Below are 22,913 nucleotides of genomic sequence, written 5' to 3'. Positions count from 1 at the left end.
ATGTTGCCAATATGGAAGATTTTTTTATAATAAAATGTGTTGAAAGCGAGTATACGTCGATCTCGCAAAATCCCGAAAGGATTTTGAAGCGCTGTGATTTTCCCGTTAAGGGAACCGTTTCGCCTCGCCCTTTTTAATGCCGGTTAAATACGACACAAATATTAACAAAAGAGTGATCTAGATGACAATTTACGATATTGCGCGTGAAGCGAATGTTTCTATTTCTACGGTGTCCAGGGTGATTAACAATCACCCTGGAATTAAGCCTAAGACGAGAGAAAAGGTTCAACAGGTGCTTGATAGAAGCAATTATGTTCCAAGTGTAATTGCCAGAGGGCTTGTCAACAGCACCACCTTAAAGATGGTTGGGATTATTACGCCGGATATTCGCAGCGAACATCACGCGAATACCGCCTATACCATTGAGCAGGAGCTTACTCGTTGGGGATATGGATGTATTTTGTGCAGCACAGGAAAGGATCCAAAGCGGCAGGAGCATTATTTTAATATGATGGCCGAGCGAAAAGTGGATGGAATCATTTTGGTTGGGTCTGTTTTCCAGAGCCACACAGTGGAAAAATTAATCCAACAGTACATGCCGAACATTTCTATTGTAATCACAAACGGCTATATAGAATTGGACAACGTGTACAGTATTATAACGGACGAATGTTCGGCGGTAGAAAAATGCGTAACGCTGCTATATGAAAAGAAGCGGGATAAAATTGCATTTGTCATGGACGACACCACAAACAGTATTTTGGAAAAAAAGAAAGGCTATCTCAAAGCAATCGAGAGTCTGTCCTTATCCGATCGGAAACTAATCGTAAAGACAGATCATAATATTGAAGAATGCAAGAGGGCTTGTCACAAAATACTGGAACTTATGCCGGATACCAATGCAATTATCTGCGGAGAGGATATAACAGCAGTGACGATCATGAATGAGCTGTCCAGGATCGGAAAGAAGATTCCGGATGATATAGCGGTAATTGGGTGTAATAATTCTAAATATGCTGAGCTTTCTTTGCCCATGTTGACCTCTGTCAACAATAATCAGGAAGCGGTAGGCGCCACTGCGGCCAGAATATTGCGCGATGCGCTTGAGGGGCGCAAGGTACCCAAGAAGACGATTATCAGCGCCGATATTGTTTTTCGTAAAAGTACGCCTTAGAGAAGTCATTTTTAGCGGGAGGAAGTATGAAGGATCAAATCAGATGGGGAATGATTGGATGCGGAGCGGTTGCGCAAAAAAAGAGCGGCCCCGCTTTCTATAAAGCGCGGGGCTCCAGTTTATATGCCGTTACCAGTGCGGACTATGCCGAATCTTTAGCGTATGCAGAAAAGCATCCGGTAAAAGTCGTTTATCGTACGGCGGATGAATTGCTGGCAGATCCCAATATTGATGCGGTATATGTAGCGACTCCACCGCGATTTCATAAGGAATATGCAGTTCAGTGTGCAAAAGCCGGAAAAGCGGCCTATATTGAGAAACCGTTGGCCAATACTTATTCCGAGTGCTTGGAAATTATACGAGAATTCGAAAAGGCTGAGGTAAAGGGATACACAGCTTTTTACCGCAGGGCAATGGATAAATTTCAGAAAATCAAAGCAATTTTGGAGGATGGGATCATCGGAAACGTCCGTTTTGTCAATGTATTCTGCCAATGGGTTCCAGAAGTGGAGGAATATTGTAGGGATACCCTGCCTTGGCGGTTAAGAAAAGAAGCCGGCGGTGGGAAATTCTTGGATATGTCAGTTCATTGCGTGGACATTTTGGAATATTTAATAGGCAATTTTCAAAATGTATTCACGATAGCATCGAATCAGGCGGGACTGTACGATGTGGAGGACATTGTTTCCGCCTGTTTTCAATTTGATTCGGGTCCGCAGGGGAGCGCGACTTGGTGCTTTTCTGGATTTCGAAATGAGGAACGGACCGAAATCGTTGGGGACAAAGGGATGATTTCATTTTCTGTTTTTGACAATGAACCCTTTGCTGTGACTGTAGGTGGGGAAACTAAAATCGTTCAAGTACAAAAATATGACCATGTGCAGCAGCCGATGATTCAATTGGTGGTGGACGATCTGTTGGGTAAGTCGAAATGCCCCAGCACATTGTATACTGCCGCTCATGTAACAAAAATTGTAGATCAGATGTTAGCGGTATATAGAGAACAAAACCACATATTGTAAAAACGTAACAAATCCCCCGGGCAGAGATTCCTGCCCGGGGGATTTGTTAACCGTTATGGATGGGCTCCCGGGAACCGCCTGGGGCGTAAGCCTCATTCAGCAGCTCGATAAAGCGGGAGCAGACTTCTGTATAGGGCGTGCCGTCAAGATGGATGTAACCCATTTCAACAATGGCTTCCTGGTTGACGGAGGACTCGGTAAAGGGGATCGAAACGATTTTGTGCAGACTTTCCTGATAGATGGCCGGGCTCGTGCCAAGCGTGAAAAAGTCGGTAGCGGTCAGAAGGTTGTGCATGGTGGCGCGGTCATAGACATAGACAGTCCGGCCGATGCGGTTGAGATCGAGGAAGGAATTGTACCAGATGGAATCGGCATTTTCGCTGCCAAATACCATGCCGCGGCCGTAGCGGAGCATCCCGTAGGGATAGAGATCCTCCCGGGTGACCGGCCGGCCGAGTTCCAGAAGCGGGTGTTCGCAGGAGATAATGATCTGATGCGGCAGCGGACAGATACGGTGGTAAGAGATCCCGCGGCGGGAAAGCCGGTCGAACATGTTTTTTCGTTCGGCGGCAAGCAGGTAAACGATGCCGAGCTCAGCATTCTGGGTGTAAACATCGTCGATGGCGGTGTTGTTCCCATTTTCGCAGATGGAAAACTGGAGGTATGGGTCGTCCTGATGCTCCTGCAAAAGCTGCAGGAAACAATCGAGCACCAGAGAGGTGCGTACCGTGGAGATGCTGAAATGATGGGTCTGTTCCGGCTCATGGCTAAGCGCGAACATGCTGTCAGCTTCATTGAGCATCCGCCGCGCATGCAGAAGAAACTGCGCGCCTTTCTGGGTGAGGGCGATGCCGTCGCTCTGGCGCAGGAAGATCGGGTAGCGGATTTCATTTTCAACTTCCCGGATAATTTTGCTCAGATGTGGCTGGGTGAGGAACAGGGACTGCGCAGCCTTGGAGATGGAACCCTGTTCCACAGTTGTGATGACGTAACGCAGATGCTCAAGTTTCATGCGGATTTCCTCCGAATGTATAAAATAGCTATACCCCTATAACTATTTTAGCTTAACACTGTTTATTACGCAAGTGTTATTATATGATTAACAACTTATTAAACGCCGGCTAAATAAATAATATGAATAAAGCGGCGTGAATTCCTGCAAAAATGAAAGGAGGGAACGACAGGCGGAGCAGCCGGATGGCGGCATTTGCCCGTATGAACCGGGTGAAAGCAAAAAATCTGATACCGTGTAAAGGAGTTGATCGTATGGCAAAGGTAGAAGCATCCTTGGCCCCCGTCCTGGATGCCGAAAAGACGATGTCCTACCCCAAGTTCACCTTTTCCTGGGCCTCGGACCTGATTGCAATCTTCGCGTTTATGACCGGTTCCGGCGCGATTGCGGCCGGGCTGAACATGGTGCAGGCGATGATTGCACTCACAATCGCGATGCTGATTAATGTGGTTTTGCTCTCCGCGAACGGACTGCCGGGATTTCATTTCGGCATCCCGATGATCGTGCAGATGCGTCCCTGTTTCGGGGACAAAGCCGCAAGCTATGTCTCCGCAATCCGTGCGATTCCCGCGATCCTGTGGACAGGATACAATTCCTTTTTGGGCGCGCTGGGCCTCAATATGTTCTCTGTGATCCTGTTTGGATACGACAACATCTGGGTCTGGTTTTTCGTGTTCCATTTCGCGCAGGTTGTCCTTTCGATGCTCGGTGTCAAGAGTATCCTCAACTTCACCGCCTATGCGGCTATCGCCCTGTTCGTGGTGATCCTCATCATGGGCGTGTACGTATTCTACCTGTTCGGCGTCGAGAACATCTCCTCGGTCGCATCCAGCGGCGGGTCATGGGGGCTGCCCTTTTGGGGTGTGGTCACTGCAAACGTCAGCATGGGGATTACCGTCGTGGTGAATTCCTCCGACTACATCCGCCACGTCGACAACTCCTCGGTGCCGAAGTATGTTGCCTCCTATGCCTGCGGCCTCATCCCGACCGTCCTGGTCCTGAGCGGTCTTGGCATGGTGGTCTACGCGATGTCCGGTATCTGGAGCCCGGTCGACCTGTTCGTAAAATACGTCCCGAACTTCTTCATTGTCATCATTGCGATGGCGTTTATCATCCTGGGCCAGTTCTCCACCAACATGTTTGCGAACATCATGCCCGCAAATATGATCTGGGAGCACATTTTCAAATTCCCCTGGTGGTTCACCTCGGTGTTTACAGGCTGCCTGTCGCTGTTTGTTCTGCCGTGGTTTTTGACCACCTCGAATGGATTCTATTCCTTTATGAATGTCTATGGCGCGCTGCTCGGGCCGCTTTCCGGTATTATGATCACCGACTTCATCTTCCTGCGCAAGCAGAAATATAACATGCGCGCGCTCTATGAGCCCGGTGGGCAATATTCCTATGGAAAAGGCGTCAACCAGGCGGGCATCTTCGCGCTGGTAGCGGGATTTCTGCTTTCGATCATCCGGCTCGATTTCAGCACGATCGTAGGTATCGTCAGCAGTGCGGTCATTTATTATGTTCTTTACCGTTTCTGGGTACTGCCGAAGTTCCCGCAGGCGGAAATGGCTGCCGGCTATGTGATGGAATCGCCCGCGGTTATCCGCGAAGAGGCTGAAGAACCGCAGGCCGCCGAATGACTGGCGTGAAAGAAAGGGTGTTTGCAGTGAAAAAAAGGATCTTTCAGCTCGCGGTCATCTTCCTGATTTCCTCCCTGCTTTGCTGTAGCGCGGCAGCGCTGGATGTGCAGGTCAAGGACGCGTATTCCACCGGCGAGCTGGTAGTCATCGCGGTTTCCTCAGAGCAGCAGATAGATCCCCAGGATGTCAGCATTCAAATCACCAAGCCCAACGGCGCCACGGTTGACGTAAGCCCGCGCCAGGAGCGCTGGAACAGCGCGAACGAATGCTTTGAAACCTATACAATCGATCTGATGGGCGATTATAAGATCGTCGTGAAGGACGCGGCGAGCGGACAGACGGCGGAAGCCGCCTTCACTTCCCGGATGTTTACAAGCGCCAGCATCATTTTTATGCTGGTGGCGGTGGGTATCTTCATCCTGTGCTTTGTCTTTTCCGCCAAGCAGCGGAAGAAACATTCCGACGCAATGAGGGAAGGGGGCTGAGGCGGCATGATCATTGATTTCCACGGGCATGCGGACGAATATGAAACGTTCGGATGGATCGATCCGCCAGAACGCGTGGTTGACCTTATGGACCGCGCCGGGATCGATCTGACCTGTATTACCACTTACGGCGAAGCGCCAGGATATCCGAAGGCGCTTTCAAACCTGCTGGATTTTGTGGGGCGTTTCCCCGAACGCCTGACCGGTTTTTTGCGGGTCAATCCCAGCGGCGGGGACGCGGCGCTTTCCGCAATGGAAGAGGCGGCGAAACACCCTGAGATTACAGGGTTCAAGCTGCACCCGATCTCCAATCTGTTAAAACCATACAATCCCTTCTGCGTGGCAGTGATGAAAAAGGCAGCCGAACTTGGCCTGCCGGTATTTATCCACTGCGGCGACAAGGTGGCGGCCCAGCCCTGGCAGATCGGGCTGGGCGCCGGGCTCTGTCCGGAGACGCAGATCATCTGCCACATGGGCGGGTTCTTCCACGGGGAGGAGTCGATCCGTATGGCAAAAGCCTGCCCGAATGTCTGCCTCGACACCTCCTCGACCCCGTATCCCGCGATTGTACGCAGGGCGGTAGAGGAGCTTGGCGCCGACCGGGTGCTCTTCGCGACCGACAACCCGGCGGGCGATCCGGTTTCCGACCTGCGAAAGGTGTTGGATCTGCACTTCGACCCGGAGACCGAAGCCAAGATCCTCTATAAAAATGCCGTCCGGCTTCTCGGGCTGAAGACGATAAGGGGGCATGCCGTATGAAATTTGACGCATGTGCATTTGTGGGCGATTCGCTCTATGGCAATTCGGTTTCGCCGGAGGAGCTGCTCGCGCAGATGAAACAAAACGGCGTGGAACGGGCGGTCGTGCGCCCGTTCAAACCCTGTGACTACAACTACGACAGGGCGAACCGGTACATTTCCGAAGTGCAGAAAGCCCATCCGGAGCTCATCGGCTTCGGCCGGGTAAATCCGCTTGAAAAGTCTGCCCCACAGCAGGTGGACGCGCTTGTCTCCTATGGGCTCAGGGGCCTGCACCTGCATCCGTGGGAGGACAACTTTATCATCAGCGATCCGAAGGTATACCCTGCGGTGGAGGCCTGTGGACGGCATGGCCTGCCGGTTTACGTTTCTACCGGGTATCCCTGCGTATCTGAGCCGTTGCAGCTGTGGGAGCTTGCGATGAAATTTCCGCAGATCACCTTTATCGCCACCCATGGCGGGCAGCTTGACATCAGCGGGCTGAGCTTCGACGATGCGGTCTATGCCGCCAAGTCCGCGAAAAACCTCAAATTTGACCTGTCCGGCGTCTATCGCCGGGACTTCATTGAGCTGCTGATCGCGTCAGCCGGCGAAGAAAACGTAGTGTTCGGTTCCTGCGCGCCCTATATGGATATCTCGCTTGAAATTGCGCGTGTCGAAGCGGCACAGATCCCGCAGATGCAGAAGGATAAGATCTTTTCAGAAAATATCCGCGCGCTTCTGGCGATGTGAGCTGGAGGAAAACAATGGAATCAATGCTTTGCCAGGCAAAATGCCTGGCGGATCAAATCACCGGCTGGCGCAGGGACCTGCACCGGATACCGGAATTGGATCTCGATCTGCCGCAGACAGCGGCATATGTATGTGCGCGGCTGGAAGAGCTGGGCATCCCGTACCGGATATCCGAGGCGCATTTCGGCATCGTCGCGCTGATCGAAGGAAGATCGGGGCCGGGCCGAACCGTGGCCCTGCGCGCCGATATGGACGCGCTGCCCATCGCGGAGAAGGCGGAAATTCCGTTCGCCTCACAAAACGGGCGGATGCACGCCTGCGCGCATGATGCGCATGCGGCGATGCTGTTGGGCGCCGCAGAACTGCTCATGCGCAACCGGGCATGTTTTTCTGGTAGTGTGAAGCTGATTTTTCAGCCCGGTGAAGAATGTTCCGGCGGCGCGCAGCGCATGATAGACGAAGGGGCGCTTGAGAACCCGCGTGTGGACGCGGTGTTCGGCCAGCATGCGGGCGTGATGGCGACCGAGCTGCCTGGCGGTCATTTTGGATTCTATCCGGGCGCGTTCATGGCTTCGCGCGACAGCTTCACAATTATGGTGCGCGGCCGTGGCTGCCACGGTTCCGCGCCCGCGCAGGGGGTTGACCCGGTCGCGGTGAGCGCTTATCTTATCACGGCGCTGCAAACGCTCGTCAGCCGTGAAATCAATGGTACCGATCAGGCGGTGCTGACCATCGGATCGATCCACGGCGGCGAGGTCTACAACATCATCCCGGACGAGGTTGTGCTCGAGGGAGCGGTTCGCTGCCTGAACGAAGGGATCCGCATTCAACTTGAGAAGCGGATCCGGGAGATGTGCGAAGGTATCGCCAGAACGATGCGTGCTTCCTGTGAGATCGTGTACGAACGCGGCTATCCGGTCACGATGAACGATCCGGAGCTGACCGCTTTCGCGGAGCAGTCCGCACGGCGGCTGCTTGGGGAGGAGCGCGTGGACCGGCTGGAAAAACCGCTTATGGGCAGTGAGGATATGTCGGTCTTTCTGCAGCACTGCCCGGGCTGCTACTGGGTGTTTTCCACACCGCCCCGGGAAGGCGAAACTTATGCCAACCACAACCCGCGCTTCGCGATCGACGACAGCGAGCTGTATCTCGGGTCCGCGCTGATGGCTCAGACCGCGCTTGACTGGCTTGCCCGGTGGGAATAAAATAAAACTGTTTTGAGGGCCGGACCGGCTGGTCCGGCCCCTGCTCTGTACATCCGAACAAAACCTTTGAGGAGATGAAGCCTTTGTCCGGCGAGAAAAAACGGATTTTGCTTTTGGCAACCGGCGGCACGATTGCATCCGGCGCGTCCGAGCGGGGATTGCGTCCGGAAGAAACCGGCGCGCAGCTGCTGGAACATCTGGGCCCGCTGCCCTATGAGGTGACGGTGCGCGATATCTTGACGCTGGATTCCTCGAATATCCAGCCAGAGGAATGGCAGCTGATCGCCCGCAGCGTCTACACGATGCGGGAGGGATACGATGGAGTGGTGATCACCCACGGCACCGACACGATGGCTTATACCGCCTCGGTGCTCACTTTTATGCTGCCGGGGATCGATCTGCCGGTCATCTTTACCGGCAGCCAGCTTCCGATCGGGCATCCGCTGAGCGACGCGCCGGAAAACCTGCGCACAGCTTTTGCGATGGCGGCTTCGGGTGAACCGGGGATTTTTGTCGCGTTTTTTCGCAAGGTGCTGCTCGGCTGCCGGGCGGTTAAGGTTCGCACCTCCGATTTTGACGCGTTTGAGAGTGTCAATCTGCCGCCGGTCGCACAGGTCAGCGCGGACGGTCTGCTCGTCCGCAGAGAGCTTCTTCCATCCCGCCGTTCGGTTGGATGTGTCCTGCGCGACCGGCTGGACAACCGCGTTGCGCTTGTAAAACTGATCCCCGGCGTGGACCCGGCGCTTTTCGCGGCGCTGGCGAAGCTCGGATGCCGCGGCGTGGTTATCGAGGCGTTCGGTTCCGGCGGGCTGCATTTTATCCGGCGCGACCTGGTTTCAGCGCTTGAAGGGCTGGTACAGGGAGGCGTGGCGGTTGTGGTGTGCAGCCAGTGCCTTTATGAACGCAGCGACATGAGTACCTACGAGGTCGGCCGCCGCGCGCTGGAAAAAGGGGTCATCCCAGGCGGCGATATGACGACCGAGGCGGCGGTCACCAAGCTGATGTGGGCACTTGGGCAGGGGAAAAGCCCGATGGAGATTTCGGATCTGTTTGCGCGCAGCCTGGAAGGGGAACTGACCGTCGCGCCTGCGACGTGAAGGCGGAGCCGGACAAAGAAAAGGGCCTGCGGAATTTCCGCAGGCCCTTTTCTTTGTGGGTTTGGCTGAAGAATGAAGAGAGATCGCAATATTGATACGGCGCGGACTTTTTTCCGCGTCGCGGGGGAACGGTTTATTCGGGCGCGCCCTCGCAGATGGCGATGCTCGCGCTCACGCCGAGACGGTCCGCACCGGCCTCGAGTACCGGAACAACATCCTCGTAGGTGCGCATACCGCCGGAGGCTTTGACCTTCATCGTATCGCCCACCGTGTCCTTCATCAGCTTCACGTCGTGCGCGTTCGCGCCGCCAGTGCCGAAGCCGGTTGAGGTTTTCACAAAGTCTGCGCCCGCTTTCTGGGCCAGCTTGCAAACGGCAACCTTTTCCTCGTCGGTGAGGTAGCAGGTTTCGATGATCACTTTGGTCAGCGTGCCGTTTGCCGCATCCACCACCGCCTTGATGTCGTTATACACGTCGTCGGTGCGGCCGGATTTGAGCGCGCCCACGTTGATAACCATGTCGACCTCGGTCGCGCCCTTGGCGATGGCGTCCTTTGTTTCAAACGCTTTGGTTTCCGGGGTATTTGCTCCCAGAGGGAATCCGATCACCGTACAGATGTTCACACCGGTGCCTTTGAGCAGCTCGGCGGCTTTCGCCACATAACAGGGATTGACGCAGACCGAGGCAAAGTGGTATTCCTTCGCCTCGTTGCAAAGTTTTTCAATCTGGCCGTCCTCTGCAAAAGCTTTGAGCAGGGTGTGGTCGCACATTTTGGCGATGTCGGCTTTTTTAAAGTTCATAGCAGATGTCCTCCTAAAAATGATCAATTAATCGATTTAGAGAATAATTTCAAAATCTATTTCTATCGTAATGTAAATTCAGAGAAAAGTCAAGCGGTTTTCGTAAAAAACAAAATTATATAGAAAATTTGTGCAAAATTGATCAAATTGTCTTTGTGTGTATTTGATCTGTAAAAAGCTTGCATGAGCGGACAAGCTGTATTATAATACTTTTAAAAGATAAAAATATTTCAAATGTGAAATTTTGCTCAGATGAGGAGCGGAATGAGGGATCGTATGAACGATATCGACTTGATCAAACGGGCGGCGGGGCTCTATTATAACCACGATTGTACCCAGTCGGACATTGCGGAACGTTTTGGCATCTCGCGCGCGAAGGTTTCGCGTGTACTCGCGCAGGCGCGGGAAAAGGGGATCGTCAAGATTTTTATCGATGACGAAGCTGGTGGGAGCAGCCTGCTGGAAGACCGTCTGATGTCCCGTTTTCCGCTGAAGGCGGCCAAGGTGATTTCGGTGCCAGAGCAGGACGCGGCGCTTGCCGTCCAGATCACCGCGCAGGAAGCGGCGGCATTCTTTTCCGGATTTCTCGCGCCGGGTGACCGGATTGGCGTTTCCTGGGGATATACCCTTTATACCATGGCCAAATATTTTCCCGAGCTGGCGCTTGGCAATGCTTCGGTGGTGCAGGTGACCGGAAGCGTGGACAATACAAGTACCCGAAGCCACGCGGGAGAAATCGTAAGCCTGCTTTCTCAAAAGCTGCATACGGCCGACGCCTATACCCTCCCATGTCCAGCCATGCTTGATAATTCGATTATTCTCGACATGCTGCTGCACGACGCAAAGGTAAAAAAGATGCTCGATTTGGCCTGCTCCTGCAACAAGCTGATCGTTTCGCTTGCGCAGGCGAATGAAACCTGCTGTCTTTACAGGGCGGATTATATCGGTGATCGGGAGATTGCACAGCTGCGGGAGAAAAATGCGGTGGGAAGCATCTGCTGCCGGTTTGTCAATGAGGAAGGGGAACTCTGTGACCAGGCGCTTGACGACCGGACGTTTGGTATCCGGCTCTCCGATCTGCGTGGCAAGGAACAGGTGATGACCTGTGTAGCGGATCCGGGCAAGGTCCCTGTGCTGCATGCCTGCCTGCGGGCGCGTTATGTCGATGTGCTTGCGATCGATTCTCTTTCAGCGGCAAAACTGCTGGAGATGGACGACTGAAAGATAGAAAAAATGAAACCGGCCCATGCGGCATAAGTCTCGCCGCATGGGCCGGTTAATTTAAAACGCGCCGTCCAAAGGCCGATGTATAAAAAATAGACTTCCGTGTCTGTAAATGCAAATTCGGGTGCCTCCTTTGGGATTTTCAGCTCTAATCCATCTATTATTGACATATGTCAATAATAGAGTATAATAGAATACAACAAGCTCAGACAAGGAGGGAACGCATGCCGAGGCCAAAAAAATGCCGCCGGATCTGCGCATTGCCGCAGTGCGGACGGTTTGGGCCGCTGGATACGGCCGCCGAGCCGGAAAGCCGGATCAAAATGACGCTGGACGAATACGAAACCATCCGGCTCATCGATCTGCTCGGCTGCACACAGGAGGAATGTGCCGCTCGGATGGCCGTTGCGCGCACCACTGTGCAGGCAGTTTATAACGCCGCCCGGCAAAAGCTTGCCGACGCCCTTGTCAACGGCAAAATCCTGACGATCACCGGCGGGGATTATATCCTCTGCCCGCGCGCCCGCGAATGCTGCGGCAGAAACTGCGGCGGACGGCGGTGCGCCAGCCGATGCGAAGGAAATCAAACATGTGATGGAGGTTGTCCCAATGAAAATTGCAGTCACTTATGAAAACGGCCAGGTGTTCCAACATTTCGGCCATACCGAACAGTTCAAGATTTATGACACAGAGGACGGGAAAATCCTCTCCGCCCGCGTGGTGGATACCAACGGGAGCGGTCATGGGGCCCTGGCGGGTTTTCTAAAGGCACATGACGTCGACACGCTCATTTGCGGCGGCATCGGCGGCGGCGCGCGCACCGCCCTGGCACAGGCCGGGATCGCCATCTTCCCCGGCGCCGCCGGAAACGCGGATGAGCAGGCCGCCGCGCTTTTGGCGGGACGGCTCCAGTATGACCCCGATACGCTGTGTGACCATCACGGTCACGAACATCATGGCGGCGAATGCCACGGCCATGACGGCTGCCCGGGAAATCATTGATTTGCAGGCAATAGGAACGGAGGCGTTGTAATGCCACTGGGAGCATTCCTCCCGTTTTGGGATCAGCTTTCAGAAGATCAGCGGGAATTGCTGCGTAAGAACGCGGTCGAACGATCGGTATTAAAGGGAACCGTGATCCACAATGGATCGGAGGACTGCGTGGGTCTGCTTGTTGTGCAGTCCGGACAGCTCCGCGCCAGCATCCTGTCGGAGGAAGGGCGTGAAATCACCCTCTACCGGCTGTTTGAACGGGATATCTGCCTGTTCTCCGCCTCCTGCATGCTGCGCAGCATCCAGTTCGATATCACGGTGGAAGCGGCACAGAACAGCCGCTTTTGGCTGATCCCCACACCGGTTTACCAGCGGCTGATGCAGCAATCCGCCGCGGTGGCCAACTACACGAACGAACTGATGGCTTCCCGGTTTTCCGACGTGATGTGGCTGATGGACCAGGTCCTTTACAAACGGCTTGATTCCCGGCTGGCGGCTTTTCTGCTGGAAGAAGGCGAAATCGCGGACACGAATCAGCTGCGGATCACCCATGAAATGGCTGCCCGGCATCTGGGCAGCGCGCGCGAAGTAGTCACCCGGATGCTGAAATATTTTCAGTCCGAAGGAATTGTGGCGCTCTCACGCGGTACGGTTACCATCGTTTCCCCCGATAAACTCCGACAACTTGCAGCGGACAGTCTCCGCTGACAAATTCCTTTCGCTGTGTGACTTGGTCACGGAAAAGGCGGGCATTTTGCTGTATCCTATGGATGTAAACAAAACACATCCTGAAAGGAGCATGTAAGATGTCTGCTTTTTCTATTACAAAAGAAAACTTTAACCAAGAGGTACTTAACGCTTCCGAGCCAGTGCTGCTCGATTTCTGGGCGCCCTGGTGCGGCCCGTGCCGGATGTTTTCCCCCGTCATTGATGAGATCGCTGAAGAACATTCCGGCGAAGTCAAGGTCGGCAAGATAAACATCGACGAACAGCCGGAACTGGCCGAACAGTTCGGCGTCATGAGCATCCCAACCCTGGTGCTGGTAAAGGACGGCAAGCCGGTATCCACATCGGTCGGCGTCAAACCGAAATTTATGGTTGCCAAGATGCTGAAGTAAAAAAAGCCGCCCGCGGGCGGCTTTTTTTCATGGGGTTTGTCCGTGGGGATGCTTCTGTTCCTCCTGTCCGAACCGTTCACAGACCGAAACAAAACAGGAAAGCACTTCCGAAAAAAACTTGTTCTTGTGGTACACCAAATTGAAACTGCGGCCGAGTGAAAGACCTTCAATCCCGCAGGCCCAGAGCCTGCCTTCTGAAATCTCCTGCCGTACCAGCCGTTCGGACAGCACGGTAATCCCATGCCCGTCCATCACAGCGTTCTTGATCGCGCCCTCGTTATAGCAGGTCCATTTGACTTCATAAGGAATTTGCCGCAGGCGCAGCTGATTTTCGAGCTGTGCACGGGTACCGCTCCCTTCCTCGCGCAGTACAAACGGCTGGTGCGCGAGCTCCAAAGGCATCACCGAAGCACGGCCAAAAAACGGATGGTTTTTTCCGCAGGCAAGCACCATTCTGTCCTGGATTGCCTGTTTGACGACCAGATCCGGCTGGGTGATCCGGCCCTCCACCAGCCCGATATCCAGTTCGCTTTTCAGGAGCCGTTCCTCAATGATATGTGTGTTCGCCACAAATACCTCTGGCTGCGCGACCGGGAATTCCCGGCACAGCCAGGAGATGATCGGGCTCATCACACAGGTGCCGACCGTGACGGTTGCGCCAACGCGCAGGTGCATCCGCTCTGCGGCTTTTTTGAGGTAACCGTCCATCTCCTCCCAAAGCGAGAGAAAATGCCGCGCGTAGTCGAGCAGTTCGCTGCCGGTGCGGGTCAGGTAGAGGCTCCTTCCCAGCCGCTCGAACAGCCGCACACCGTATTCCCGTTCGATCTCGGCGATCGCCTGGCTGACCGAAGGCTGGGTGATGTACATTTCGCGCGCGGCTTCGCTCATACGGCCGCAGTCGGCCACTTTGACGAAAATCTGCAGATGTCGTGTCGTCATGTGTGCCTCCTTAATTCATAGGTATTTACCTATTGATTTTATTTAAATATTAGTATTTTACATATATTATGTCAAGTGTTAAAATGATAACTATGAAAGCCCCGGTGAATATTCCGGGCAGGTGAAAGGATGAAACGTATGAATATCCTGATCATCGGCGGCGTCGCCGCCGGCACCAAGACCGCCGCCAAGCTCAAACGTGAACTTGGGGACAACTGCAAGGTCACCATCATAACCAAAAGCGACGACATCTCCTACGCGGGCTGCGGGCTGCCCTACTATGTGGGCGGCGTCATTCCTTCGCGCGACCAGCTGATTGTTAACACCCCCAAACGCTTTTCCGTCCTGACCGGCGTGGAGGTTCGCTGCGGCATCGAAGCGGTCGGCGTGGACCGGCAGGCCAAAATTGTTCACGCGCGGGAAACCTACACCGGTGTGGACATGGCCTTCCCATACGATAAACTGGTCATCGCAGTGGGCGCGCGTTCGGTCTGTCCCCCGATAGAAGGCGTCGACCTGCCCGGCGTCTTTCTCATGCGTACCCCAGACGATGCAGTACGTCTGCGCGAAGCAATCGACACGGGCGTCAAGCGTGCCGTTGTCGCGGGCGGCGGCTTCATCGGGCTCGAAGTTGCCGAAAACCTCAAACTGCAGGGTGTGCGGCCGGTCGTCATCGATATGGCAGATCAGATCATGCCCGGCTTTGACCAGGATTTCGCGGAATGGGCTGAAAATAAGCTTGGCGACGAAGGCATCCCGGTTTTTACCGGCGACCGGCTGGTCGCCATCGAAGGCGATGGCAAAGTACAGAAAGTCCGCACCGAAAACCGTGCCATGAAGGCCGACGCGGTTATCCTGTCGCTCGGCATCCGCCCGAATACCGATTTTCTCATGGACACCGGCCTGGAAATGGCAAAGAACGGCGCATTGCTGGTGGATGACCACCTGCAGACCAATGACCCGGACATCTTTGCAGCAGGCGACTGCGTTCTGGTCAAAAGCCGCATCACCGGTCAGTCCGCCTGGTCTCCCATGGGCTCCTCCGCCAACATGGAAGGCCGCCTGCTGGCCAAGATCCTTTCTGGAAAGGGCAAGGCATATCCCGGCGTGCTCGGCACGGCAATTGTCAAGCTGCCGGGTGTAAACGCTGCCAAAACCGGCCTCAATACCGTGGCCGCGAAAGAACAAGGCTACGACGTTTGTTCGGTCACCGTTGTGACCGATGACAAAGCCCATTACTATCCCGGCGCAGACAGTTTCATCATCCGGTTGATCGCCGACCGCACGAGCCGCAAACTGCTCGGCGTACAGGCGCTCGGCACAGGCGAAGTTGATAAGGTGGTGGACGTCGGCGCGACCGCGATTTCGCTCGGCGCGAAGGTCGACGAACTCGATAATCTCGACCTCTGCTACGCACCGCCGTTTTCTACCGCAATCCATCCATTTGTCACCGCCGTCGACGTGCTCATCAATAAGCTTGACGGCTTTATGGATGGTGTGACCCTCAGCGAAGCCAAAACGATGCCTGCGGGGACCCTCTGGGTGGATGTAACCGAGTCTCCCTCGATTCCCGGCTGCCGCAGTATCCCGTTCACCAGCATCAACGGTCCGATTGCGGGCATCGACCCACAGACGCCAATGGTGCTCGTCTGCAAGAAGGGGAAGCAGGCATACCTTGCCCAGAACCGTCTGAAACGGTACGGTTATGCCAACACGAAGGTGCTCGAAGGCGGAATCACCTTCAATCCAATCGAAGAAGAATAAAGGAGCGAATAGAATGTACAAACCCACGGAAGCGGAAAAGAAAGCCGTCAAAGGCAGAGGGTTTCTCGCCAACAATGACGGCGTCCATTTCTCCGCGCGGATCATCACGGTCAACGGTGTAATCACCTCAGCTCAGGCGATCACGCTGGCAGAAGCCGCGGAAAAATTCGGTAACGGCAAGGTTACATATACCTCCCGCATGACCATTGAGCTGCCCGGCCTCGCATATGAGGACATCGAGCCGTTCACCGAATTTATCGCCCGAGACGGGCTGGTCACCGGCGGCACCGGTTCCCGCGTGCGTCCGGTCGTGGCCTGCAAAGGCACCGTCTGCGTCCATGGGCTCTGCGATACCCAGGCGCTGGCCGCGGAGATCCACGAAATTTTCTACAAGGGCTGGTACGACGTCAAACTCCCGCATAAATTTAAAATTGGTGTTGGCGGCTGCCCCAACAACTGCATCAAACCTGACCTGAACGATTTCGGCATCGTCGGTCAGCGGGTCCCGGCATTCGACGCGGACATGTGCAACAGCTGTAAAAAATGCCCGCCGGTTTCCCTCTGCCCAATCCATGCGCTCCATATGGAAGACGGTGAGGTCGTGCTGGACGAGACGCTTTGCAACAACTGCGGTAAGTGCATCGACAAATGCACCTTTGATACGATTGAAGAGAAAGCTTCCGGTTACAAGCTTTATGTTGGCGGCAAATGGGGCAAGGCGGTCCGTCCCGGCACACCGGTCAAAGGCGTCTTTTCCAAGGATCAGGTCCTGTCCTGCATCGAAAAAGCCCTGCTCATCTACCGTGAACAGGGAAAAACCGGTGAGCGCTTCGGCATCATGATCGACCGGCTTGGCGCGGACAACTTCATCTCCCAACTGCTTTCGGATGAAATCCTCGCTAGAAAACAGCAGATTCTCGACGCGCCTTTGCATCTCGAAGGCGGCGCTCAGTGCTGAATAGGGAAAGAATAGTACCAGTAAGCATTGACTAAAGGTGTAAGTTCACGCAAACCACATGAATACAAGCCTATTTGCACCTTTAGAATGTTCAGTCCATAGCGAATTTTGAAAGGTGTGTCCTGTAAGGCTTTTACTGCCTCTACTGCGCAACAAAGAAATACCATAATGACAGGGAGCGAAAGCATTATTTGCTTTCGCTCCCTTGACTGTTGCTATCACTTGCGTTATTTACTCATAATCTCATGTACAAAATAGGATATGGCATACCCTGTTCATCTGTTTCGGTTCTTTTATAAACTTTAAAGCCCATATGTTCATAAAACCCTTTTGCTTTTGGATTTTGTTCATTAACCCCCAACTCATTAATCCCGTATTCTTTGATGCCGTATTCAAGTAATTTTTTTCCTAGACCACGTCCGCGTTCTTTGGGGGCAATAAATAGCATTTCAAGTTTTTGTCCATCTATCCCCATAAATGCAACTGGCTCGCCGTTCTCGTTTTCTGCAATAATTAAATGAGGAATTCCTATTAATGCTTGCGGAATGTATTTTTGGATATTGTTTATTTCTTCATCGGACAAAAATAAATGCGTTTCTTTCACAGAAGTTTTCCAGACTTTTTCAAGCTGTTCTATTAGTGCTTGATTTCTATTTTCAACTTTAATTATTTTCATACATATCCCCATCCCATCCGCTTCTATCAAAATAACATTGCTTTTGACATCTGCACTATATCATACTCCATATTGTTTGTCCACTGCATGCCCTTCAAAACGTTTCACTGAGTTGGAAATGAAATTAAGCCGTTTCAAGGGATTATAAAAACACTTATGAGGGCTTATAAAACGATTTTGCCTATTAAATCAATAAAATAGCTGCATATTAAGTTTTTGCTTCCCGGATTTTATAAAGACCGAGGGTACGACATAAAATTCCACGCAATATCTTGACAGATTCAGTTCTTTAAAGTTAGAGTTATAGAAAAGGATAATTTTCATTGGCAGGATGTTATCGTAAAAGATGACGGCGAATGGCGTATTAATTTTGACTTATATGCCCAGCGAATATGATAAGCGTCACTTTTCATGAAACAGTTATGCGTCCAAATAAAAGGCAGGCGAGGAACAGACGGAGAAAAATGATTTTTCAAAAGGCAGTATGTGGCGCAATATCATGGGCCTTGCGCTGCCGATGACGATCGCGCAGCTGATCAATGTTCTTTATAATGTGGTGGACCGGATGTATATCGGCCATATCCCGCAGGCGTCGACACTGGCCCTGACTGGGCTGGGACTGACCTTTCCGGTCATCTCGATCATCACCGCCTTTGCGAACCTTGTGGGCATGGGCGGCGCGCCGCTCTGCTCGATTGCGCGCGGCCGCGGAGACCATGAGGAAGCCGAAAGCATCATGGGCAATTCCTTCACGCTGCTTTTGATATTTGGCGTATCGCTCACGGCAATCTGCCTCTGCTTCAAACGGCCGCTGCTCTACCTGTTTGGCGCGAGCGATGTGACATTTCCTTATGCGGACGCTTACCTTACGATATACCTTTGCGGGAGCCTGTTTGTGATGGTGGGGCTTGGAATGAACAGCTTCATCAATTCTCAGGGCTTTGGCCGCATCGGGATGATGACCGTGCTGCTTGGCGCGATCGTCAATATTCTGCTTGATCCGGTTTTTATCTTTGTTTTTGGGATGGGGGTGCGCGGCGCGGCGCTCGCCACGGTGGTGTCGCAGTTTCTCTCCGCTTTCTGGGTCATGCGGTTTCTCACGAGTCCGGATGCAATCTACCGCTTGCAGAAAAGAACGCTCCGGCTTCGGGGAGCGCTTGTACGGCGTATTCTCGCGCTTGGAACATCGGGGTTCATCATGGCGATCACCAACTCGACGGTGCAGATCGTCTGCAACGCGACCTTGCAGAGGTACGGAGGAGACCTTTACGTTGGTGTCATGACGGTTATCAATTCGCTGCGTGAGATTATTATCATGCCCGCGAATGGAATTGGAAGCGGCGCGCAGCCGGTTCTCGGGTTTAATTACGGCGCAAAGGAATACGGGCGGGTACGCAAGGGCATCCAGTTTACAGCGATTGTCTGCGTCGCATACACAACGGCGGTGTGGATCTGTCTGATGGCTTTTCCGGAACCGTTCATTCATATCTTTAACAGCGATCCGGAGCTGATTGCGCAGGGGGTGCCCGCGATGCATATCTATTTCTTCGGCATCTTCATGATGTCCCTGCAGATGGCTGGGCAGAACGTCTTTGTGGCGCTGGGCAAATCGAAGCAGGCGGTCTTTTTCTCGATTTTCCGCAAGGTGATCATCGTAACCCCGCTGACCTTCCTGCTGCCGCTCTGGTTCGGCACCGACGGGGTATTTCTCGCGGAGCCGGTCTCCAACTTCATTGGCGGAACGGCGTGCTTTGGCACAATGCTGTTGCTCGTTTGGCCAAAACTCAGAAATGTGGATGGGAAAACCCGATAGCCCGATCAAAAAACCGGCGCGTACCAGATTTGGTGCGCGCCGGTTTTTGTATGGAAGATTCTGTTTTTAATCCGGGGAAGATCCGAAAGTTATTGGGCCGACGCCATATGTCGTGATCCTCTTGAGGCGTCTTTGCAAAGCGGGCTGAGCTCCTCCTGAATGCGGGCCGCGATGTCCGTCGTGCCCGGCCGCCGGGCGGCGAGGACGAGCGGAACACAGACCGCTTCACCGGCGCGGCACAGGATTTGCCGCGCGGGGTCCTCCGAAAGAACAGTATCCGCCGTTGGCGCCCATCTTCTGCTGTGTCAATAAATTTCGAAAAATCAAATCCTGGAATGTAAAAAAGAAAGGGCGGTTAGATACCGCCCTTTCCTATTAGGAAGAGATGATGAAAAAACGTAAAATGTGTCTTTTTTCCCATTTGAGGGGTCTGCTCATTGGCGGACCAGCGCTGCTGGTAAAAACCTTTTTGCAGGGAGCGGGAAAAACGGCGCGTGACCCAGAAGCCAACCGCAATGATATAGAAAAGGCCGCCAATTAATACAAGTGCTTCCATAAGATCACATCCTTTGTTTATAGTATAAAGCCGAAGATGTTCGCATGGGTTAAAGGTTTGAGAGCGGGCATTAAGGCTTTGCAAAGACATTTTGGCTCCGGGAGAATTTTAATACCGTCTTAATCTGAACCGGGCGGTTTTAACGGCACTCTAATTTCATTCATGATAGACTTTGGTTCGTAAAAAGGAGGGATAAACATGCAAATTGTGATAGCAGCGATCGGAGTTATTTCGGTACTGGTGCTGATCTATTTGGCCTATGTTCTTATGAAAGGGGATGACCGCTGATGAACGCGACGTTGCAATACATATTCTATCTCGCGATCCTTGTGCTGGCGGCGATTCCGCTGGGCAGCTACATGGCAAAGATTATGAACGGTGAGAAGGTATTTTTATCTCCCGTGCTCACCCCGTGCGAAAACCTGATCTACCGGATCCTGCGGGTCGACAAGAATGAGCAGATGACCTGGAAGAAATATGCGGCCAGCGCGCTTGCGTTCAGCGGGTTTTCACTTCTGATTTTGTTTTTGATCCTCAAGTTCCAAAACATCCTGCCGTTCAATCCGGAACATGTGCCGGGCAACTCCTGGCACCTCGCCTTCAATACGGCGGTCAGCTTCGTGACCAATACAAACTGGCAGTCCTATTCGGCGGAGGGGGTTCTGAGCTACTTTTCCCAGTTTATGGGCCTGACTGTTCAGAACTTTGTCACTCCGGCGGTCGGCGGCGCGGTCATGTTCGCGCTGATCCGCGGGTTCACAAAAGTAAAAGAAACCGGGCTTGGAAGTTTCTGGGCAGATGTTACCCGCTACACCCTGTACATCCTCATCCCGATCTGTCTGGTGGCTTCCCTTGTGCTGGTTTCGCAGGGGGTTGTCCAGTCGTTTGATGAATACCAGACGGTAAGCCTCGTCGAGCCAATCACGCTGGAGGACGGCACCGAGGTGACTGAACAGGTGCTTCCGCTCGGACCGGCGGCGAGCCAGATTGCCATCAAGCAGCTGGGCACCAACGGCGGTGGATTCCAGGGCACCAACTCGGCGCACCCGTTTGAAAATCCGACCCCGTTTTCCAATCTGATCGAGATGATCTTTCTGTTGGTTTTGCCGGTGGCATTCTGCTTCACCTTTGGCAAATGTGTAAAGGATAAGCGGCAGGGCTATGCGATTTTCCTTGCGATGTTCATTATGCTGGTCATCGGCCTGGCGGTCGTCGCGGTGAGCGAACAGGCCGCAACCCCGCAGATGGCACAGGGCGGTACGGTTGACATCACCGCCTCGGAGGGCTATTCCGGCGGCAATATGGAGGGCAAGGAGACCCGTTTCGGCATCCCAACCTCAGTCACTTGGGCGGCGTTCACGACCGCGGCTTCGAACGGTTCGGTCAACTCGATGCATGACAGTTATACGCCGATTGGCGGCATGATCCCGATGCTCCTGATGATGCTGGGCGAAGTGGTCTTTGGCGGCGTGGGATGCGGACTTTATGGAATGATCGGCTTCGTAATCATGACGGTGTTCATCGCCGGCCTGATGGTCGGGCGCACGCCGGAATATCTTGGCAAGAAGATCGAGCCGTATGAAATGAAGATGGCGGTACTGGTCTGCCTGGCAACGCCGATCGCGGTCCTGATTGGAAGCGGTGTGCTGACATTGCTCCCATCCTCGGTGGCAAGCCTCAATAATCCCGGCGCGCACGGCCTTTCGGAGATCCTCTATGCCTTCGCTTCGGCGGGCGGCAACAACGGCTCCGCCTTCGCGGGCCTCAACTGCAACACCCCATCCTTCAACGTGGCGCTCGGCCTGGCAATGCTGCTGGTACGCTTTTTGCCGATGGTGGCGACCCTTGCCATTGCAGGCAGCCTGGCTCGAAAGAAAAAGGTCGCGGTCAGCGCGGGTACGCTTTCCACCTGCAACGCGATGTTTGTTTTCCTGCTGATCATGATTGTTTTGCTGATCGGCGCGCTCAGCTTCTTCCCGGCACTGGCGCTTGGCCCGATTGCCGAGTTCTTCCAGATGCTGGCTTAAAGAAAGGGTGAGAATTTGATGAACGAGAAAAAGAAAACCGCGCTGAGCGATCACAAAATGGTCGTCCGCGCGATGAAGGATTCCTTTATAAAGCTCGCGCCCGCGACACAGGCGCGAAACCCGGTCATGATGCTGGTCTATATCTCCGCGATCCTGACCACCATCCTCTATATCCTAAGCCTTTTCGGTATCCAGGACGCGCCCGGCGGCTTCACGCTCGGTATCGCAGTCATCCTCTGGCTGACCGTCCTCTTCGCCAATTTCGCGGAGGCGATAGCCGAAGGCCGCGGCAAGGCGCAGGCGGATTCGTTGCGCGCCGCGCGCCGTGACGTGCAGGCGCACCGGCTTTCGGATCCGTCCGACCGGGAACATTTTACAGAGGTTTCTTCCTCGGTCTTGAAAAAAGGCGACCTGTTCATCGTCCGCGCCGGGGAACAGATCCCGGCGGATGGCGAGGTCATCGACGGCGCGGCTTCTGTGGATGAGAGCGCCATCACCGGCGAATCCGCTCCGGTCATCCGTGAATCGGGCGGCGACCGCAGCGCGGTCACCGGCGGCACGACCGTCCTTTCGGATTGGCTGGTCGTGCGGGTCACCAGCGAGGCGGGCGAAAGCTTTCTTGACAAGATGATTGCCATGGTTGAAGGCGCGGCCCGCAAAAAGACCCCGAACGAAATTGCCCTGCAGATCCTGCTGGTAGCCTTTTCGATCATTTTCCTGATGGTCACAATGTCGCTTTATTCCTACTCTGACTTTTCAGCCAAACAGGCCGGTATGGCGAACCCAACCTCGATCACTTCCCTGGTCGCACTGCTCGTCTGCCTCGCGCCCACCACGATCGGCGCGCTGCTTTCCGCGATCGGTATCGCGGGCATGAGCCGCCTCAATCAGGCGAACGTCCTCGCGATGAGCGGCCGCGCG

General features: G+C 53.9%; 23 protein-coding genes. 18 read left to right on the top strand and 5 right to left on the bottom strand.

Features of this window, described 5'->3' with window-relative positions; genetic code table 11:
- Positions 1-181: 181 nt before the first annotated feature.
- Positions 182-1,174, top strand: coding sequence for a LacI family DNA-binding transcriptional regulator (locus tag DWV16_RS08335; protein WP_066458584.1), 993 nt, complete (start codon positions 182-184; stop codon positions 1,172-1,174).
- A gap of 26 nt (positions 1,175-1,200) precedes the next feature.
- On the top strand, positions 1,201-2,196 hold the full coding sequence (locus DWV16_RS08330) for a Gfo/Idh/MocA family protein (RefSeq protein ID WP_066458587.1): 996 nt from the start codon (positions 1,201-1,203) through the stop codon (positions 2,194-2,196).
- Between the two features lie 46 nt (positions 2,197-2,242).
- On the opposite strand, the gene DWV16_RS08325 is transcribed toward DWV16_RS08330, so the two are convergent.
- Positions 2,243-3,208, bottom strand: coding sequence for a LysR family transcriptional regulator (locus tag DWV16_RS08325; protein ID WP_066458590.1), 966 nt, complete (start codon positions 3,206-3,208; stop codon positions 2,243-2,245).
- A gap of 254 nt (positions 3,209-3,462) precedes the next feature.
- On the opposite strand from DWV16_RS08325, the gene DWV16_RS08320 reads away from it, so the two are divergent.
- The 6 genes from DWV16_RS08320 (at position 3,463) to DWV16_RS08295 (ending at position 9,125) form a co-directional block, all read left to right on the top strand.
- On the top strand, positions 3,463-4,848 hold the full coding sequence (locus DWV16_RS08320) for a cytosine permease (RefSeq protein WP_158572822.1): 1,386 nt from the start codon (positions 3,463-3,465) through the stop codon (positions 4,846-4,848).
- 26 nt (positions 4,849-4,874) lie between these two features.
- On the top strand, positions 4,875-5,333 hold the full coding sequence (locus tag DWV16_RS08315; RefSeq protein WP_147349445.1) for a hypothetical protein: 459 nt from the start codon (positions 4,875-4,877) through the stop codon (positions 5,331-5,333).
- 6 nt (positions 5,334-5,339) lie between these two features.
- Positions 5,340-6,092, top strand: coding sequence for an amidohydrolase family protein (locus DWV16_RS08310; protein WP_118478685.1), 753 nt, complete (start codon positions 5,340-5,342; stop codon positions 6,090-6,092).
- Positions 6,089-6,823, top strand: a complete 735-nt coding sequence (locus DWV16_RS08305) for an amidohydrolase family protein (RefSeq protein ID WP_118478683.1) — start codon at positions 6,089-6,091, stop codon at positions 6,821-6,823. The genes DWV16_RS08310 and DWV16_RS08305 overlap by 4 nt, the downstream gene beginning before the upstream one ends.
- A 14-nt stretch (positions 6,824-6,837) precedes the next feature.
- Complete coding sequence (locus DWV16_RS08300) at positions 6,838-8,028, top strand: M20 family metallopeptidase (RefSeq protein ID WP_118478681.1); 1,191 nt, start codon at positions 6,838-6,840, stop codon at positions 8,026-8,028.
- An 83-nt stretch (positions 8,029-8,111) separates the two neighbouring features.
- Positions 8,112-9,125: an asparaginase gene (locus DWV16_RS08295; protein WP_243007295.1), complete on the top strand. Its 1,014-nt coding sequence runs from the start codon at positions 8,112-8,114 to the stop codon at positions 9,123-9,125.
- A gap of 133 nt (positions 9,126-9,258) precedes the next feature.
- Here DWV16_RS08295 and deoC read toward each other — a convergent pair whose 3' ends face one another.
- Positions 9,259-9,924 carry a deoxyribose-phosphate aldolase gene (gene deoC / locus DWV16_RS08290; RefSeq protein WP_066458616.1) on the bottom strand — a complete coding sequence of 222 codons (666 nt, stop codon included), beginning with the start codon at positions 9,922-9,924 and terminating at the stop codon, positions 9,259-9,261.
- Positions 9,925-10,200: 276 nt separating this feature from the next.
- Here deoC and DWV16_RS08285 point away from each other — a divergent pair, with 276 nt between their 5' ends.
- The 5 genes from DWV16_RS08285 (at position 10,201) to trxA (ending at position 13,259) form a co-directional block, all read left to right on the top strand.
- Positions 10,201-11,145 carry a sugar-binding transcriptional regulator gene (locus DWV16_RS08285; RefSeq protein WP_066458618.1) on the top strand — a complete coding sequence of 315 codons (945 nt, stop codon included), beginning with the start codon at positions 10,201-10,203 and terminating at the stop codon, positions 11,143-11,145.
- Positions 11,146-11,372: 227 nt separating this feature from the next.
- Positions 11,373-11,780 carry a DUF134 domain-containing protein gene (locus tag DWV16_RS08280; RefSeq protein ID WP_066458621.1) on the top strand — a complete coding sequence of 136 codons (408 nt, stop codon included), beginning with the start codon at positions 11,373-11,375 and terminating at the stop codon, positions 11,778-11,780.
- The gene (locus tag DWV16_RS08275) at positions 11,758-12,150 is read left to right on the top strand and encodes a NifB/NifX family molybdenum-iron cluster-binding protein (protein WP_066458622.1); all 393 of its coding nucleotides are present in this window, start codon (positions 11,758-11,760) and stop codon (positions 12,148-12,150) included. The genes DWV16_RS08280 and DWV16_RS08275 overlap by 23 nt, the downstream gene beginning before the upstream one ends.
- A gap of 30 nt (positions 12,151-12,180) precedes the next feature.
- The gene (locus tag DWV16_RS08270) at positions 12,181-12,849 is read left to right on the top strand and encodes a Crp/Fnr family transcriptional regulator (protein ID WP_118478677.1); all 669 of its coding nucleotides are present in this window, start codon (positions 12,181-12,183) and stop codon (positions 12,847-12,849) included.
- Positions 12,850-12,947: 98 nt separating this feature from the next.
- Entirely contained in the window at positions 12,948-13,259 is a 312-nt protein-coding gene (gene trxA, locus DWV16_RS08265; protein ID WP_066458632.1) for a thioredoxin, read from the top strand.
- A 27-nt stretch (positions 13,260-13,286) separates the two neighbouring features.
- On the opposite strand, the gene DWV16_RS08260 is transcribed toward trxA, so the two are convergent.
- Positions 13,287-14,198: a LysR family transcriptional regulator gene (locus tag DWV16_RS08260; RefSeq protein WP_066458634.1), complete on the bottom strand. Its 912-nt coding sequence runs from the start codon at positions 14,196-14,198 to the stop codon at positions 13,287-13,289.
- Between the two features lie 138 nt (positions 14,199-14,336).
- Here DWV16_RS08260 and DWV16_RS08255 point away from each other — a divergent pair, with 138 nt between their 5' ends.
- Both DWV16_RS08255 and DWV16_RS08250 read left to right on the top strand, forming a co-directional pair.
- Positions 14,337-15,962, top strand: a complete 1,626-nt coding sequence (locus DWV16_RS08255; protein ID WP_118478675.1) for an FAD-dependent oxidoreductase — start codon at positions 14,337-14,339, stop codon at positions 15,960-15,962.
- Between the two features lie 13 nt (positions 15,963-15,975).
- Positions 15,976-16,920: a (4Fe-4S)-binding protein gene (locus tag DWV16_RS08250; protein WP_066458641.1), complete on the top strand. Its 945-nt coding sequence runs from the start codon at positions 15,976-15,978 to the stop codon at positions 16,918-16,920.
- A gap of 235 nt (positions 16,921-17,155) precedes the next feature.
- Here DWV16_RS08250 and DWV16_RS08245 read toward each other — a convergent pair whose 3' ends face one another.
- Positions 17,156-17,596, bottom strand: a complete 441-nt coding sequence (locus tag DWV16_RS08245) for a GNAT family N-acetyltransferase (protein WP_118478673.1) — start codon at positions 17,594-17,596, stop codon at positions 17,156-17,158.
- Positions 17,597-18,080: 484 nt separating this feature from the next.
- Here DWV16_RS08245 and DWV16_RS08240 point away from each other — a divergent pair, with 484 nt between their 5' ends.
- Positions 18,081-19,409 (top strand): MATE family efflux transporter, encoded by a 1,329-nt coding sequence (locus DWV16_RS08240; protein ID WP_118478671.1) that lies wholly within the window; start codon positions 18,081-18,083, stop codon positions 19,407-19,409.
- Positions 19,410-19,764: 355 nt separating this feature from the next.
- Here DWV16_RS08240 and DWV16_RS08235 read toward each other — a convergent pair whose 3' ends face one another.
- Positions 19,765-19,965, bottom strand: coding sequence for a hypothetical protein (locus DWV16_RS08235; protein ID WP_066458650.1), 201 nt, complete (start codon positions 19,963-19,965; stop codon positions 19,765-19,767).
- Between the two features lie 284 nt (positions 19,966-20,249).
- Here DWV16_RS08235 and kdpA point away from each other — a divergent pair, with 284 nt between their 5' ends.
- Positions 20,250-21,992, top strand: a complete 1,743-nt coding sequence (gene kdpA / locus DWV16_RS08230) for a potassium-transporting ATPase subunit KdpA (protein ID WP_118478669.1) — start codon at positions 20,250-20,252, stop codon at positions 21,990-21,992.
- An 18-nt stretch (positions 21,993-22,010) separates the two neighbouring features.
- Positions 22,011-22,913, top strand: a 903-nt coding sequence (locus DWV16_RS19570) for an HAD-IC family P-type ATPase (protein ID WP_243007294.1), incomplete at its 3' end; no start/stop codon positions are given.

This window comes from Anaerotruncus sp. AF02-27 (genome assembly GCF_003465835.1).
Classification (GTDB): Bacteria; Bacillota; Clostridia; order Oscillospirales; family Ruminococcaceae; genus Anaerotruncus; species Anaerotruncus rubiinfantis.
Note: the sequence above shows the minus strand (reverse complement) of the source record. Positions and strands in the feature narration are given on the sequence as shown.